Origin of the sequence: Paraburkholderia sp. BCC1886 (assembly GCF_900996245.1) — a bacterium.
In the GTDB taxonomy this organism is placed as follows: Bacteria; Pseudomonadota; Gammaproteobacteria; order Burkholderiales; family Burkholderiaceae; genus Paraburkholderia.
In genome coordinates, this window is record NZ_CAAJGK010000053.1 from 58,584 (window position 1) to 73,248 (window position 14,665).

General features: G+C 63.8%; 11 protein-coding genes. 2 read left to right on the forward strand and 9 right to left on the reverse strand.

Annotation, left to right across the window (positions count from 1 at the left end):
• Positions 1-369: 369 nt before the first annotated feature.
• From FQ746_RS20915 to FQ746_RS20930, 4 genes are read right to left on the reverse strand one after another with little or no spacing between them, the layout of a single operon-like run.
• Positions 370-1,059 (reverse strand): PqiC family protein, encoded by a 690-nt coding sequence (locus FQ746_RS20915; RefSeq protein ID WP_144111558.1) that lies wholly within the window; start codon positions 1,057-1,059, stop codon positions 370-372.
• Complete coding sequence (locus tag FQ746_RS20920) at positions 1,056-2,714, reverse strand: intermembrane transport protein PqiB (RefSeq protein ID WP_144111559.1); 1,659 nt, start codon at positions 2,712-2,714, stop codon at positions 1,056-1,058. Before FQ746_RS20920 ends, FQ746_RS20915 begins: the two co-directional genes overlap by 4 nt.
• On the reverse strand, positions 2,707-3,357 hold the full coding sequence (locus tag FQ746_RS20925) for a paraquat-inducible protein A (protein WP_144111560.1): 651 nt from the start codon (positions 3,355-3,357) through the stop codon (positions 2,707-2,709). Before FQ746_RS20925 ends, FQ746_RS20920 begins: the two co-directional genes overlap by 8 nt.
• A 7-nt stretch (positions 3,358-3,364) precedes the next feature.
• On the reverse strand, positions 3,365-4,129 hold the full coding sequence (locus FQ746_RS20930; protein WP_144111561.1) for a paraquat-inducible protein A: 765 nt from the start codon (positions 4,127-4,129) through the stop codon (positions 3,365-3,367).
• 376 nt (positions 4,130-4,505) lie between these two features.
• Here FQ746_RS20930 and FQ746_RS20935 point away from each other — a divergent pair, with 376 nt between their 5' ends.
• Complete coding sequence (locus FQ746_RS20935; RefSeq protein WP_144111562.1) at positions 4,506-5,783, forward strand: MFS transporter; 1,278 nt, start codon at positions 4,506-4,508, stop codon at positions 5,781-5,783.
• A 93-nt stretch (positions 5,784-5,876) separates the two neighbouring features.
• Here the strand turns inward: FQ746_RS20935 and secF are convergent, their stop codons facing one another.
• The 5 genes from secF to queA all read right to left on the reverse strand — a co-directional run bounded on the left by secF (position 5,877) and on the right by queA (position 11,992).
• A complete protein-coding gene (secF, locus tag FQ746_RS20940; protein ID WP_144111563.1) occupies positions 5,877-6,827 on the reverse strand; it encodes a protein translocase subunit SecF in 951 nt (316 codons plus the stop codon).
• Positions 6,828-6,845: 18 nt separating this feature from the next.
• Positions 6,846-8,918, reverse strand: a complete 2,073-nt coding sequence (gene secD, locus FQ746_RS20945; RefSeq protein ID WP_144111564.1) for a protein translocase subunit SecD — start codon at positions 8,916-8,918, stop codon at positions 6,846-6,848.
• A gap of 118 nt (positions 8,919-9,036) precedes the next feature.
• Positions 9,037-9,366, reverse strand: coding sequence for a preprotein translocase subunit YajC (gene yajC / locus FQ746_RS20950; protein ID WP_144111565.1), 330 nt, complete (start codon positions 9,364-9,366; stop codon positions 9,037-9,039).
• A 230-nt stretch (positions 9,367-9,596) separates the two neighbouring features.
• Complete coding sequence (gene tgt / locus FQ746_RS20955) at positions 9,597-10,823, reverse strand: tRNA guanosine(34) transglycosylase Tgt (protein WP_144111566.1); 1,227 nt, start codon at positions 10,821-10,823, stop codon at positions 9,597-9,599.
• 110 nt (positions 10,824-10,933) lie between these two features.
• Positions 10,934-11,992 carry a tRNA preQ1(34) S-adenosylmethionine ribosyltransferase-isomerase QueA gene (gene queA / locus FQ746_RS20960; RefSeq protein WP_144111567.1) on the reverse strand — a complete coding sequence of 353 codons (1,059 nt, stop codon included), beginning with the start codon at positions 11,990-11,992 and terminating at the stop codon, positions 10,934-10,936.
• Between the two features lie 147 nt (positions 11,993-12,139).
• On the opposite strand from queA, the gene recG reads away from it, so the two are divergent.
• A complete protein-coding gene (recG, locus tag FQ746_RS20965) occupies positions 12,140-14,422 on the forward strand; it encodes an ATP-dependent DNA helicase RecG (protein WP_144111568.1) in 2,283 nt (760 codons plus the stop codon).
• Positions 14,423-14,665: the final 243 nt, after the last annotated feature.

Here is a 14,665-nt window from a genome sequence, read left to right on the forward strand (position 1 = left end):
CATTTGACGTTAGTGACAAAGCACTCATCAGCTCCCACTCCGCACTGCGTGCGTCGCGGATGGGAACACCACGGAAAGCGAAAAACCGAGGGGGGTAGAACGACCCGGGGGCGCGCGAAGCGCCGCCGGAAGAATGACTGCCTTGTCACAGGAGCGGAATGTGCGGGAGCACGGATTCCAGATGTACCACTACCAGAAACCGCGCGTGGTGCCCGCTTAAAAGTTAGCGGTTTGAGCCCGCTTTCTTTTGCCTACTTTTCTTTGCGGCGGCAAAGAAAAGTAGGTGCCCCCCGCACAGGGGGAACGCTAATAGACCACTAACAATGCAAGGAGAGGCCAAAAAAAACCCCAAAAATAACCCAAAAAATCCTAACCGCCCGAAGGGCAACCAGTCACCCCACCCCGAGCGACCCCCTGAACAGCAACCCCAACCTGCGTAGCAACCCTGAGCAACCCCTCCCGATGCCCTTGCACCAGCGCATCATACCCACCGCCGACAGGCACACTAACCACACTCCGGCAGGTCAAGACCGCCGTGGTCTTCAACGACCGCACACTCCAGACCGCATCAATCAGAGCATGCGACCCAGGCCACGACTCGAACCGCTGCACATTCAGGCTTACCCGATAAACCGGCACCGCATCGGAATGCGCAGTCCCATACACATCGATGGTCCCAAGCTGCTGCGTCAAATCGGTCGACAGAGCCCGCCGGATCTCATCACCCGGCAGCGAGGCCCAGCGCTCTTCTTCGAGCACCCGAACCTGCGTCGGCCCGGTCTGCACGACTAGCTGATTTTTGGCGACCTGCGGCGGCACATCCACTGGCGCGACTTCGATCATCCACGCAGGCGCAGCCGTAGTCACCGCACCGCCGGCAGCGCCAGACGCAGCACCCGCAGCACCCGCAGCACCCGCAGAACTATCCGCCCCAAGCGTATAAAAACGGCTCGACGGCGACGCGCACGCCGCCAACGCCAGCAATCCGGCCAGTGCGCCAACAGTCGCAACGCCGCGCACGAGCCCGCGCGGCGGGCGGGGGAGCCGGGCAAACATCATGGTTTATCTCCTGTTTTACCGCGCAACAGCGATTCGGGATGACGCTCCAGATAATCCGACAGCGAATTCAGCGACTGCAACGTTCGCGTCAATTCCTGCAGCGCCTGATGCACGTCCGACTGCAACGGCGAGTCCTGCTGCAAAGTGGCTTGCGCCGATCCAAACGTCTGCTTCGCGGCGGCCAGCGTGTCGCGCGCCTGCGGCACCACCTCGGTGTCGAGTCGCTTGAACAACGCGTCGGCATTCTGCAGCGCACTGTTCAGGTTGTTGCCGATCTGGTCGAACGGCACCTTGTCCAGCTTCTTCGCAATGTCGGCCACCTGCAGTTGCAACTCGTCCAGCGTGTTCGGTATGGTCGGCAGTTCGAGCGGATCGCTCGCCACGTCGACCGTCGCCGGCGGCGCCTTCGGGAAGATGTCCACCGCCACGTACAACTGGCTCGTGATCAGATTGCCCGTGCGCAACTGGCCACGCAAACCGTGCTTGACGAGTTGCTGCAGCATCGTCTGCCCCGCCATACTGCCCGGCGCCGGCGCGGTTTCGCGGAAACGCTTGCCGAGCCGGTCGGGATACAGGTTCATCGTCACCGGCATGGTGAAGCTGCGGGTCTTCGGATCGTAGTCGATGCCGATGTTCGTCACCTGACCGAGCACGATGCCGCGGAAATCGACCGGCGCGCCAATCGACAGGCCACGCAGCGACTGGTTGAAGTTCATCACCACGCGCAGCGGCACGCCATCCGGCTCGCGCATCGCATCCGCTTCGTCCGAACCGAGGCGGAACGTCATGTTGTTCGGCGCCTGCGCACCCACGCCCTGGCCAGGCGGCGACTGGAACGACAGGCCGCCCACGATCACCGTGGCGAGCGACTGCGTATTCAGCTTGAAGCCGCTCGAGTCGAGCCGCAGATCGACCCCGCTCGCATGCCACCAGCGCGAGTTGGTGCCGACGTACTGGTCGAACGGCGCGGACACGAACACCTGCATGGTCACGCCGGTGCCGTCCTTGTCCAGCGAGAAACCGACCACCTGACCGACCTGCACGCGCCGGTAGAAAATCGGCGAGCCGATGTCGATCGAGCCGAGCGAATCGCCATGCAGCACGAACTGATGACCCTTCTGGTCGCCGGTAATCGGCGGCGGCGTTTCGAGCCCGACGAAGTCCTTCTCGGTGTCCGGCGAATGCCCGGCGTCGGCGCCGATATATGCACCCGACAACAACGTGGTCAGCCCCGACACGCCGCTCGCACCGACCCGCGGACGCACCACCCAGAAGCGCGAATCCTTCACCGCGAAGTCCTCGCCTTCCTTGGTCAACTGCACCTGCACCAGCACGTGCGACAGATCTTTGGAGAGGGTGATGGTCTTCACCGAGCCGACGTCGACGTCCTTGTACTTGACCTTGGTCTTGCCCGGCTCGAGCCCTTCGGCGCTGACGAAGCTGATCGTGATGGTCGGGCCTTTCTCCGTTACCGACTTGATGACGAGCGCGATGCCGATCAACGCGGCGATCAGCGGAATCATCCAGACGAGCGAAGGCAGCCAGCGGCTGCGCGGTTCGACGTCGGGGTCGGGAAGTTGGGGCGGCAGCTTCGGTCCGTTCGAATCGTTGCGCGGCGCGTCGGAGGCGGGCGTCGGTCCTTGCGGGCTAGTCATGGCGGGGGTCCTGAGGTTTTTTAGTACGGCTTTCCACGTTGTCCCAGATGAGTCGTGGATCGAATTGCATGGATGCCATCATGGTCAGAATCACGACCGAGCCGAACGCGATCGCGCCGGGTCCGGCCGTAATCACAGCCAGCGACTTGAAACGGACCAGCGCAACGGTCAGCGTGACGACGAATACGTCGAGCATCGACCAGCGGCCGATCCGCTCGACCATCCGGTACAGCGTGGCGCGTTGCTGTGGACGCCAGCGCGAGCGCCGTTGCGCGGTGACGGTGAGCAGCACCAGCACGCTCAGCTTGAGCATCGGCACCATGATGCTGGCGATGAACACGATGACCGCGAGCGGCCAGTCGCCCGAGGTCCAGAAATACACGACGCCGCTCATGATGGTGTCGTCTTCGGAACCGAGCAGCGACGCGGTATGCATGACCGGCAGCAGGTTCGCGGGAATATACAGCAGTGCGGCGGCAATCAGCAGCGCCCAGGTGCGCACGAGGCTGTCGGGGTTGCGCGAGTGCAGGTGTGTGCCGCAGCGTCCGCAGTGCTGCGCCGTAATGGAGCGGATGCGCGGCTCGACGCGTCCGCACGCATGGCAGGAGACCAGACCCGCGCGGCGCGCGGTGACGTATTTCATGGCGTGCTCATCCCTGAGGCGGCGCCGACGGCGCGCCGGGTGGCAAATCGGGAGCCGCCGGAGGTGACGGCTCGAGCAGGGCGGGCGGCGCGGGCGGCCCGTCCAGCGAGGTCATCGCGGCCGCGGCACTGTCGGCCGACGTGCGCGGCAATGGCCGCTGGCTGCGGTCGCCGAGTTCGTCGGCAAGGTCCCACAGAATGCGCGGATCGAACGTGACGACCACCGCGAACATCAGCGTCAGCACGCCGAACGCGAACAGCGCGGCTTCGGGAATCACGCGCGCGAGGCTGACCATTTTGACGATGGTGATGAGCACGCCCAGCATGAACACTTCGATCATTCCCCACGGCCGCACGAACTGGATGGCGCGCAGCACGCGGTTGAACATGGGCGGCACGTAGCCCGCGCGCAGCGGAATCAGCACGTAGAGCAGCGCGACGAGTTCGGTCAGCGGGAACAGGATGGTCGAGCAGAACACCATGACGGCGACGATCTGCATGTCCTCGTTCCACAACGCGACCAGCGCGCCGAACAGCGTGGTTTGCGAAGTAATGCCGTTGGTTTCGAGTTCGACGATAGGAAAGCCCTGCGCAATCACGAAGGTGATGAGCGCGGCCAGCGTCATGGCGCTGATCTTGTCGAGCTTGCGCGACACGCCGCTGTATAGCGTTGCGCCGCAACGCGGACAACGCGCGACAGTCCGCCCGGCAAGCCTGGGCTTGCGGAACAGCGTGTCACATTCATGGCACGCGATCAGGTTGTCATGTTCCATACGGCGATGGGCTTAACGGTGTGAAGGGCAGCGTGCAAAGCCGGATCGATAGAGCGGGTCTGATGAAAGCGAGCAGCCATAGTACCAAACGCGTCTGGCCTGCGTAGTGGCATTGTGGCGTTGCAGGAAACGCGCCCGGCCCGCGATCGACAGGTCTGTTCAGACCGCCTCGGTCCCTAATTGTTCAATATGTGTCAAAAATGCACCGGTGATAGCGGGCAAACGCGACTCGGGCTATTTGCTACTCGCCTGCCGTTTAATTTTCAGGTACATAGACCGCTGGCACCGCGCGGGTGAAACGCGCATCCGGCGGCGAAACGTGGGCAAAACGCGGGCAATACGCCTGCCTGAAAAAACAGCGAATGGGGAGATCCGTATGAATGCAACAGCGACAGCAAGTCGCGTGGGGAGTCGCAACAGTTCGTGGCGCGCGGTGGTCGCGGCGTCGATCGGCAACGCGCTCGAATGGTTCGATCTGGTGGTGTATGGCTTCTTCGCGGTGATCATCGCGAAGCTGTTTTTCCCGGCCGGTAACGATACGGTCTCGCTGCTGCTCACGCTCGGCACCTTCGGGGTGTCGTTTTTCATGCGGCCGCTCGGCGCCATCGTGATCGGCGCCTATGCGGATCGTGCCGGCCGCAAAGCCGCGCTGACGCTGTCCATCCTGTTGATGATGGGCGGCACGCTGATCATCGCGGTGCTGCCGACCTACCGCAGCATCGGTCTCGCCGCGCCGGTCATCCTCGTGATCGCACGTCTGATGCAGGGCTTCTCGGCGGGCGGCGAATTCGGCAGTGCCACGGCGTTTCTTGCCGAGCACGTGCCGTCGCGGCGCGGCTTCTTCGCAAGCTGGCAGGTGGCGAGCCAGGGTCTGACGACGCTGCTCGCGGCCGGCTTCGGCGTGCTGCTCACGGGCAAGCTGTCGCCGGATCAGATGGCTTCGTGGGGCTGGCGCGTGCCGTTCTTTTTCGGTCTGCTGATCGGGCCGGTGGCCTGGTATATCCGCACGAAGCTCGACGAGACGCCGGAATTCCTCGCCGCCGAAACCACCGAGACGCCGTTGCGCGACACCTTCACGAGTCAGAAACTGCGGCTGCTGATCGCGATCGGCGTGGTGGTGCTGGGCACGGTGTCCACGTACCTCGTGCTGTTCATGCCGACTTACGGCGTGAAGCAGTTGGGACTGGCGCCGTCGGTCGCGTTCGCAGCCATCGCGGTGACGGGCTTGATCCAGATGGTGTTTTCGCCGCTTGTCGGTCATCTGTCCGACCGGCATGGGCGCACGACCATCATGCTGACTTCGGCATTGCTGCTGCTGATTCTGATCTACCCGGCCTTCGTGTATCTGGTCGCGCATCCGACGTTTGGCACGCTGATGGCGCTGCAGATCGTGTTCGGCTTTCTGATGACCGGGTACTTTGCCGCGCTGCCTGGTTTGCTCTCGGAGATGTTCCCGGTGCAGACGCGCACTACCGGCATGTCGCTCGCCTATAACATCGCCGTGACCATTTTCGGCGGCTTCGGGCCGTTCATCATTGCATGGCTGATCAGCTTCACGGGGTCGAAGGCGGCGCCGAGCTACTACATGATCTTCGGCGCGGCGATCAGTCTTGTTGCGTTGCTGGCGGCGCGCCGCAAGCTCGGGTTCCGCTAGAACGCGCGCTGGTTCGATCAGTCTGGAAAGCAAAAGGCCGGTTCGATTGTCGAACCGGCCTTTTGCATGGTGAAGCGTAAGTGGCTAGCGTCGTCAGACTTGCGCGCCGGCGTTCGGGTCGTTCGGATCGACGCCCGCTTTCTTGTCCTTCAGCAGATCTTCGCGCTTCACGCCGAACCACATGGCCAAAGCGGCCGCGACGAACACCGACGAGTAGATGCCGAACAGAATACCGACCGTCAGCGCCAGTGCGAAGTAGTGCAGCGTCGGACCGCCGAACAGGAACATCGACAGCACCATCATCTGCGTACAACCGTGCGTGATGATCGTGCGCGACATCGTGCTGGTAATGGCGTGGTTGATGACTTCGATCACGGTCATCTTGCGTTCGCGACGGAAGGTCTCGCGAATCCGGTCGAAGATCACGACCGATTCGTTCACCGAGTAGCCGAGCACCGCGAGCACGGCGGCCAGCACCGACAGCGAAAACTCCCACTGGAAGAACGCGAAGAAGCCGAGAATGATCACCACGTCGTGCAGGTTGGCGATCACGCCGGCCACCGCGTATTTCCATTCGAAGCGGAACGACAGGTAGATCACGATGCCCACCACCACGCAGGCCAGCGCCAGCAGACCGTCGGTCGCCAGTTCCTTACCCACTTGCGGGCCGACGAATTCGACGCGCTGCAACTGCACCTGATCGTCCTGGCCCTTCAGGGCGCTCATCACCTGGTCGCTTTGTTGCGCCGAGGTATAGCCCTGCTTGAGCGGCAAGCGGATCAGCACATCGCGCGAGGTGCCGAAATTCTGCACCTGAGCGTCGGCATAACCGAGCTTGCCGAGCGTGCCGCGCACCGGTTCGAGCGGCGCGGCGCCCGGGTATTGCACTTCGATCACCGTGCCGCCGGTGAACTCCACCGACAGATGCAGCCCGCGATGCACGAGAAAGAACACGGCGGCCAGGAACGTCAGCAGCGAAATCGCGTTGAAGATCAACGCACGCTGCATGAACGGAATGTCTTTGCGAAAACGGAAAAATTCCATGGTCTTGTTCTCCGGGACTCAGCGGGATGAACCCGGTTTCTGTGGCGGGGTCGGCGGTGTGCCAGGTGCGTTCGTCGCGTTGCGGCGGCGCACCGTCGGCTTGCCGGCGCGCGCTTGCGCACCGGCCTTCGCCTTCGGCTTTGCCGACGCGGCGGAGGCTGCCGTCATGGCCAGCGCCGTGTCGCTCGCGGCGTCGTCGTTCGTGAGGTAAGCGGCGGCGCCGTCGATGCCGTCCGGCTGCGGACGCCACACCTGACCGATGGCGAGCGACTTCAGCTTCTTCTTGCCGCCGTACCAGAGATTGACGATACCGCGCGAGAAGAACACGGCCGAGAACATCGACGTCAGGATGCCGATACAGTGAACCATCGCGAAGCCGCGCACCGGGCCGGAGCCGAACGCGAGCAGCGCCAGACCGGCGATCAGCGTGGTGACGTTCGAATCGAGAATGGTCGCCCATGCGTGCGCGTAGCCGTTCTGGATGGCCAGTTGCGGCGGCGCGCCGTGGCGCAGTTCTTCGCGGATCCGCTCGTTGATCAGCACGTTCGCGTCGATCGCCATACCGAGCGCGAGCGCGATAGCGGCGATACCCGGCAGCGTGAGCGTGGCCTGCAGCATCGACAGCACGGCGACCAGCAGCAACAGGTTGACCGACAGGCCGATCATCGAGATCACGCCGAACAGCATGTAGTAGATCACCATGAACACGGCGATTGCCACGAAGCCCCACACCACCGAGTGGAAGCCCTTGCGGATATTGTCCGCGCCGAGGCTCGGGCCGATCGTGCGTTCTTCGATGATGTCCATGGGCGCAGCCAGCGAGCCGGCGCGCAACAGCAGCGCGAGGTCGGCGGCGCCTTGCGGCGTGGCCTGGCCGGTAATCTGGAAGCGGTCGCCCAGTTCCGACTGGATGGTCGCCACAGTCAGCACTTCGCCCTTGTTCTTCTCGAACAGCACCATGGCCATCGGCTTGCCGATGTTGTCGCGCGACACGCTGCTCACCGCGCGGCCGCCGGCCGAGTCCAGACGGATGTTCACCGAAGGCCGCTGGTGTTCGTCGAAGCCCGCCGACGCGTCGATGATGCGGTCGCCCGTGAAGATGATCTGCTTGCGCAGCAGCACCGGCGTCTGGTTGCCCTGCGTGAACAGTTCGTCGCCCGGCGGAACCGGGTCGGACGGATTCGGGTGAGTGTTGACCGGGTCGGCGAGACGCGCTTCGAGCGTGGCCGTACGGCCGATGATGTCCTTGGCCTTCGCCGTGTCCTGCACGCCCGGCAGTTCGACCACGATACGGTCGGCGCCTTGCTGCTGGATGATCGGCTCCGCCACGCCGAGTTCGTTCACCCGGTTATGCAGCGTCGTGATGTTCTGCTTGAGCGCGGCGTCCTGCACCGTGCGCTGCACGGCCGGCGTGAACGTGCCGACCAGTTGCACGCCGCCGTCGGGACCGTTTTGCGTGGCCCACTGCAATTCGCCGATGCTGCGGCCCAGTTGCTTCGACGCGGCATCTGCCGTCGCCTGATCGGCGAAATTGATGACCACCGTCTGGTTGACGCGATTCACGCCGCCGTCGCGGATGTTGTTGTCGCGCAGCAGCGTGCGGGCGTCGGAGGCGTCGGAGTCGAGCTTCTTGTTCAGTGCGCCGGCCATGTCGACCTGCAGCAGGAAGTGCACACCGCCGCGCAGGTCCAGACCGAGGTACATCGGCAGCGCGTGCAGCGCGGTCAGCCAACGCGGCGACGCGCTTTGCAGGTTCAGTGCGACGACGTATTGCGGATCGGTCGGATCGCTGTTCAGCGACTTCGACAGCAGGTCCTTCACGCGCAGTTGCGTGTCGGTGTCCGGCAGACGCACGCGGATATTCGCGTTGGTCGACGAGTTGTCGAACGTGACGTCGTCCGGCTTGATCTGACTGGCCGCGAGCGCCGCTTCGACCGCCGACAGCGTGGTCGAGTCGAGCTTCACCGTCGCCTTGCCGCTCGACACCTGCACCGCCGGCGCTTCGCCGAACAGATTGGGCAGCGTGTACACGAGGCCGATGACCAGAGCCACCAGCATCACGGCATATTTCCAGAGGGGGTAACGATTCATGAGTGGTCCAACGGCAGGTTGGCTTGGAAGCGATGCGTCCGGCGATGAGCGCGGGGGTGGAACGCGAGATTTTGCGTGAACCGCCGGCGAGGCCGCGCCGGACGCGAGAGTGCAGGCCTTACAGCGACTTGATCGTGCCCTTCGGGAGGATGGTCGTGACCGACGCTTTTTGCACCGTGATTTCCGTGCCTTCCGCGATTTCGACGCCGACGTAGGCTTCGTTGACCTTGGTGACCTTGCCGACGATGCCGCCGTTCGTCACCACTTCGTCGCCCTTGGCCATCGCGGCGAGCATGTTGCGATGTTCCTTCTGGCGCTTCATTTGCGGGCGAATCATGATGAAGTAAAGCACGCCGAACATCAGGATCAGCGGCAGGAAGCTCATCAGATTCGATTCAATGCCACCTGATGCTGTGCCTTGGGCGAAGGCATTGGAAATGAACGACACGTTGGTCTCTCCGTTATAAATCAAAACGTTCAAAAAAATCAGCCGGTTATTCTACCACCGGCCCGACGCGGGTCGGCGCGGGGAATCGGCTTTGGGATCAACCGTTTAAAGCCTTTTTTGGCGTCGACGAAAGTTGATTGTAAGGTTTTCGCCGTCCTGCCGGCCGATTCTTCTGCTGAAATCCGGCGGCGTGCCGGCTTGCGGCCCGGCGCCGTGTGGCCGGGCGCAACTCAAGGCGCCTCGGCGATCCCGCGCGCGCGGTTCTCGTGGAAGCGCTTGCGGAAAGGCTCGAACATCTTCGCGTCGATTGCGTCGCGCATTTCCTGCATCAGTTCGAGGTAGTAGTGCAGGTTGTGGATCGTATTTAGCTGCGCGCCGAGAATTTCCCCGACGCGATGCAGATGGTGCAGATAGCCGCGGGTGAAATTTCGGCAGGTATAGCAGCCGCATTGCTCGTCGAGCGGGCGCAGCGAGTTCTTGTGCGCGGCATTGCGTATCTTGATGTCGCCGAAACGGGTGAACAGCCAGCCGTTGCGCGCGTTGCGCGTGGGCATCACGCAATCGAACATGTCGACGCCGGCCGCGACGCCCGCCACCAGGTCTTCCGGCGTGCCCACGCCCATCAGGTAATGCGGCTTGTCGGCCGGCAGTTTCGGGCCGATGTGGTTCAGCACCCGCATCATGTCTTCTTTCGGTTCGCCGACCGACAGGCCGCCGATGGCCAGACCGTGAAAATCCATCTCGGCGAGACCGGCGAGCGACTCGTCGCGCAGGTCTTCGAACATGCCGCCCTGAACGATGCCGAACAGCGCGTTGGGATTGCCGAGGCGGTTGAATTCGGAAATCGAGCGTCGGGCCCAGCGCATCGACATGCGCATGGAGTCGGCGGCGTCCTGGTGGGAAGTAGGCACGTCGTTAGTGGCGTAGGGCGTGCATTCGTCGAACTGCATGACGATGTCCGAGTTCAACACCTTCTGCACCTGCATCGACACTTCCGGCGACAGAAAGAGCTTGTCGCCGTTGATGGGCGACGCGAACGTGACGCCATCTTCGGTGATTTTGCGCAGATCGCCCAGGGAGAACACCTGAAAGCCGCCCGAGTCGGTCAGGATAGGTTTCTTCCAGCCCATGAAGCCGTGCAGGCCGCCGTGGGCCTCGATGGTTTCCAGGCCCGGGCGCAGCCACAGATGAAACGTATTGCCGAGGATGATCTGCGCGTGCATCTCCTCGAGTTCGCGCGGCTGCACCGCTTTCACGGTGCCGTATGTGCCGACCGGCATGAAGATCGGCGTCTCGACAACACCGTGATTCAGCGTGACGCGGCCGCGGCGGGCCTGGCCGTCGGTGCCGAGCAGTTCGAACTTGAGACCGTTGTCAGGTTGTTCGGCGATGGCCGGTTGCGATTGTGATTGCGATTGTGATTGCGAGCGCGATTGCGATGTATGACCGTCGGTCATGGTCGTTGACTCCTGTGCTACCGGAAAACAGTCCGGCGCGAATGAAGAACGCCGCCGCGAAGGCTCGCGGCGGCAGCGGAACGGTAAATCTGAAAACGCGTTGCGAGGCTTTAGCCGTCCCGGCGCGTGAGCAGCATCGCGTCGCCGTAACTGAAGAAGCGATACCGCGCCTCGATGGCATGCCGGTACGTCTCGCGAATCGTGTCCACGCCCGCGAACGCCGACACCAGCATCAGCAGCGTCGACTTCGGCAGATGGAAATTGGTCACCAGCCGGTCGACCACGCGGAACCGGTAGCCGGGCGTGATGAAGATATCGGTTTCCGTGCTGGCCGCAGCCAGCGGACGACCCGCGGCTTCGGCGTCGCGCGCCGCGGCTTCGAGCGCGCGCATGGACGTCGTGCCCACCGCGATCACGCGATTGCCGCGCTCGCGCGTTTCCGCGATACGGTCGGCCAGCGTCTGCGGCAGGTGATACCACTCGCTATGCATCTTGTGCTCGGCGAGGTTTTCGACCCGCACCGGCTGGAACGTGCCGGCGCCGACGTGCAGCGTCAGTGTCGCGCGCTGCACGCCTTTGGCGTCGAGCCGGGCCAGCAGCGCGTCGTCGAAATGCAGACCGGCGGTGGGTGCGGCCACCGCGCCGGGGTTTTGCGCGAACACCGTCTGATAGCGCGTTTCATCGGTCGAATCGGGGTCGTGCTCGATGTACGGCGGCAGCGGCAGGCGGCCGAACTGCTCGATCAGCGTCAGACAGTCTTCGGGAAAATGCAGTGTGTAGAACGGTTCGACGCGTTCGCCGACCGTGACGTCGAACGCATCCGCGAGACGGATGGTCGTACCGGGCTGCGGACTCTTGCTCGCGCGAATCTGCGCGAGCGCGGTGCGCTCGCCGGTCAGGCGTTCGACCAGCACTTCGATCTTGCCGCCGCTCGCCTTCTGGCCGAGAAAACGGGCCTTCAGCACCTTGGTGTCGTTGAATACCAGCAGATCGCCCGCGCCGATGCAATCGGGCAGTTCGGTGAAGCGCCGGTCCACCAGATGCGCGGCCGCGCCGGGCTGGAGCGGGGCATTGACCTCGAGCAGACGGCTGGCGCTGCGCTCGGGCAGCGCGACTTGCGCGATCAGTTCGGGCGGCAGATCGAAATCGAAATCGGAAAGCGTAAACATGCGGACGACTGGGAGCGAATTGGGACTGAATTGAGCCGAAGCCGGAGCCGGGCGGCTATGATTGCGGGACGCCGGAGCGGCCCGCGAGCCGCGCGTTGCCTGGCGGCGATACCTTTGACAGCCGATATTGTACTTGCGAAGCAACCCATGCCTTTGTCCGACCGCCGATTGCCCCCCGATGCCGAAGCAGTGAGCGCCGAACCGGGGCGCCGCGTCTCGCGCGGCAAGGCGGAGGTGGCTGTGCGCGAGGCGGGTCAGGACGTGGTCGAAGATGCGGCAGCTTCGGCGACGCCGGCGGCGAGCACTGTTGTAAAACCCGCTGCAAAACCCGCTGCGAAGGCGGCATCGAAACCCGCCCCCAAGCCGGCTGAAAAAACCGCCGACAAGCTTGCCAAACTGGGCCTGACGCGAGACATCGATCTGGTGCTGCATCTGCCGATGCGCTACGAAGACGAGACTTCCCTGACGCCGATCGGTCATCTGCTGCCGGGCGGCATCGCGCAGACCGAAGGCGTGGTGTTCGACAACGAGATCGCTTACCGGCCGCGTCGCCAGTTGCTCGTGAAACTCCGCGACGACGCCGGCGACGAACTCGTGCTGCGTTTCCTGAACTTCTACGGCTCGCAGGTCAAGCAGATGGCGATCGGCGCGCGTTTGCGTGTGCGCGGCGACGTACGCGGCGGTTTCTTCGGCATGGAGATGGTGCACCCGGCCGTGCGTGTGGTCGACGAAGACACGCCGTTGCCGCAGGCGCTAACGCCTGTCTACCCGAGCACTGCCGGCGTGACGCAGGCGTATTTGCGCAAGTCGATCGATAACGCGTTGTCGCGCACCGCGTTGCCCGAGTTGTTGCCCGCGCCGGTTGCCGAGGCTTATTTGCAGCCGCTCGGTGTGCCGACGCTGATGGACGCGGTGCGCACGCTGCATCACCCGGGCGTGCAGTCGGATGAAACCGCGCTGATCGACGGCACGCACCCAGCGTGGGTGCGCATCAAGTTCGAGGAGTTGCTGGCGCAACAGATGTCGTTGAAGCGCGCGCATGACGAGCGTCGCACGCGCGGCGCGCCGGCCATGGCGCGCCGCAAGCTCGGCGATGAATCGGCGCTGGTGGCGCGTCTTCTGAAGGCGTTGCCGTTTGCGCTGACGGCCGCGCAGGAGCGCGTGGGTGGCGAGATCGCACTCGATCTGACGCAGCCTCATCCGATGCAGCGGCTTTTACAGGGCGACGTCGGCAGTGGCAAAACGATCGTGGCTGCGCTCGCGGCTGCGCAGGCGATCGATGCCGGCTACCAGGCCGCGCTGATGGCACCGACCGAAATACTCGCCGAGCAGCACGCACGCAAGTTGCGCGGCTGGCTGGAGCCGCTCGGCGTGAGCGTCGCGTGGCTGGCGGGCAGTCTGAAGACGAAGGAGAAACGCGCCGCGATGGAAGCGGCCGCGCTCGGCACGGCGCAGCTCGTGATCGGCACGCACGCGATCATTCAGGACGCGGTCGAGTTTGCGCGGCTGGGGCTCGTGATCGTCGACGAGCAGCACCGGTTCGGCGTGGCGCAGCGGTTGGCGTTGCGCGCGAAGGCGGCTAACGCGGCCGACGGCGTGCGCGACTTCCAGCCTCATCAACTGATGATGTCCGCGACGCCGATTCCGCGCACGCTTGCGATGACTTACTACGCCGACCTCGATGTTTCGACGATCGACGAACTGCCGCCGGGGCGCACGCCGATCCTGACCAGGCTGGTTGCCGACGCGCGGCGCGATGAGGTGATTGCGCGCGTGCGGGAGGCGGCGTTGACGGGGCGTCAGGTGTACTGGGTATGTCCGCTGATCGAGGAGAGCGAGACGTTGCAGTTGCAGACGGCGGTCGAGACGTACGAGACGCTGGTGGCTGCGTTACCCGAGTTGCAGGTGGGGCTCGTGCATGGGCGGCTTGCGCCGGCGGAAAAGGCGGCGGTGATGGAGGCGTTCACACGGAACGAGGTGCAGTTGCTGGTCGCGACTACGGTGATCGAGGTGGGAGTGGACGTCCCGAATGCTTCGTTGATGGTGATCGAGCATGCCGAGCGGTTCGGGTTGGCGCAACTGCATCAGTTGCGGGGGCGGGTGGGGCGGGGCAGTGCGGCGTCGGTGTGTGTGCTGCTTTATACCGGACCGTTGTCGATGACCGCGCGGGCGCGGTTGCAGACCATGCGGGAGACGACCGATGGGTTTGAAATCGCTCGGCGCGATCTGGAGATTCGGGGGCCAGGGGAGTTTTTGGGCGCCCGGCAGTCGGGCGCGGCGATGTTGAGGTTTGCTGATCTGGAGAACGATCAGTGGTTGATCGAGCCGGCTCGGGAGGCGGCGGCTGTTTTGTTGGATCGGTATCCTGAGGTTGTGGAGGGCCACCTTGGGCGGTGGTTGGGGGCTAGGGAGCAGTTTCTCAAAGCATGAGGGGTGGGCGTTGCACTTGGCTTTTTTTTGTTGGTCTGGATTCTTTGGCCTTTCCTTGTGTTGTTAGTGGTCTATTAGCGTTCCCCCTGTGCGGGGGGGCACCTACTTTTCTTTGCCGCCCTCCATGTCAGGCTAGTTGTCGCCTCACCCGAACCGATTGATGTAAAGATTGGGGGGCGGACAGCGAATGGAAGATGAAACGCTATTCAGCAGAGACCCGGGAATGGGTAATTCAACAGATGA

Coding starts and splice junctions, on each gene's coding strand:
- FQ746_RS20935 (WP_144111562.1), top strand. CDS start 4,506: ATGAATGCAACAGCGACAGCAAGTCGCGTGGGGAGTCGCAACAGTTCG.
- FQ746_RS20925 (WP_144111560.1), bottom strand. CDS start 3,357: ATGAAATACGTCACCGCGCGCCGCGCGGGTCTGGTCTCCTGCCATGCG.
- FQ746_RS20920 (WP_144111559.1), bottom strand. CDS start 2,714: ATGACTAGCCCGCAAGGACCGACGCCCGCCTCCGACGCGCCGCGCAAC.
- recG (WP_144111568.1), top strand. CDS start 12,140: ATGCCTTTGTCCGACCGCCGATTGCCCCCCGATGCCGAAGCAGTGAGC.
- secF (WP_144111563.1), bottom strand. CDS start 6,827: ATGGAATTTTTCCGTTTTCGCAAAGACATTCCGTTCATGCAGCGTGCG.
- queA (WP_144111567.1), bottom strand. CDS start 11,992: ATGTTTACGCTTTCCGATTTCGATTTCGATCTGCCGCCCGAACTGATC.
- FQ746_RS20915 (WP_144111558.1), bottom strand. CDS start 1,059: ATGATGTTTGCCCGGCTCCCCCGCCCGCCGCGCGGGCTCGTGCGCGGC.
- FQ746_RS20930 (WP_144111561.1), bottom strand. CDS start 4,129: ATGGAACATGACAACCTGATCGCGTGCCATGAATGTGACACGCTGTTC.
- secD (WP_144111564.1), bottom strand. CDS start 8,918: ATGAATCGTTACCCCCTCTGGAAATATGCCGTGATGCTGGTGGCTCTG.
- tgt (WP_144111566.1), bottom strand. CDS start 10,823: ATGACCGACGGTCATACATCGCAATCGCGCTCGCAATCACAATCGCAA.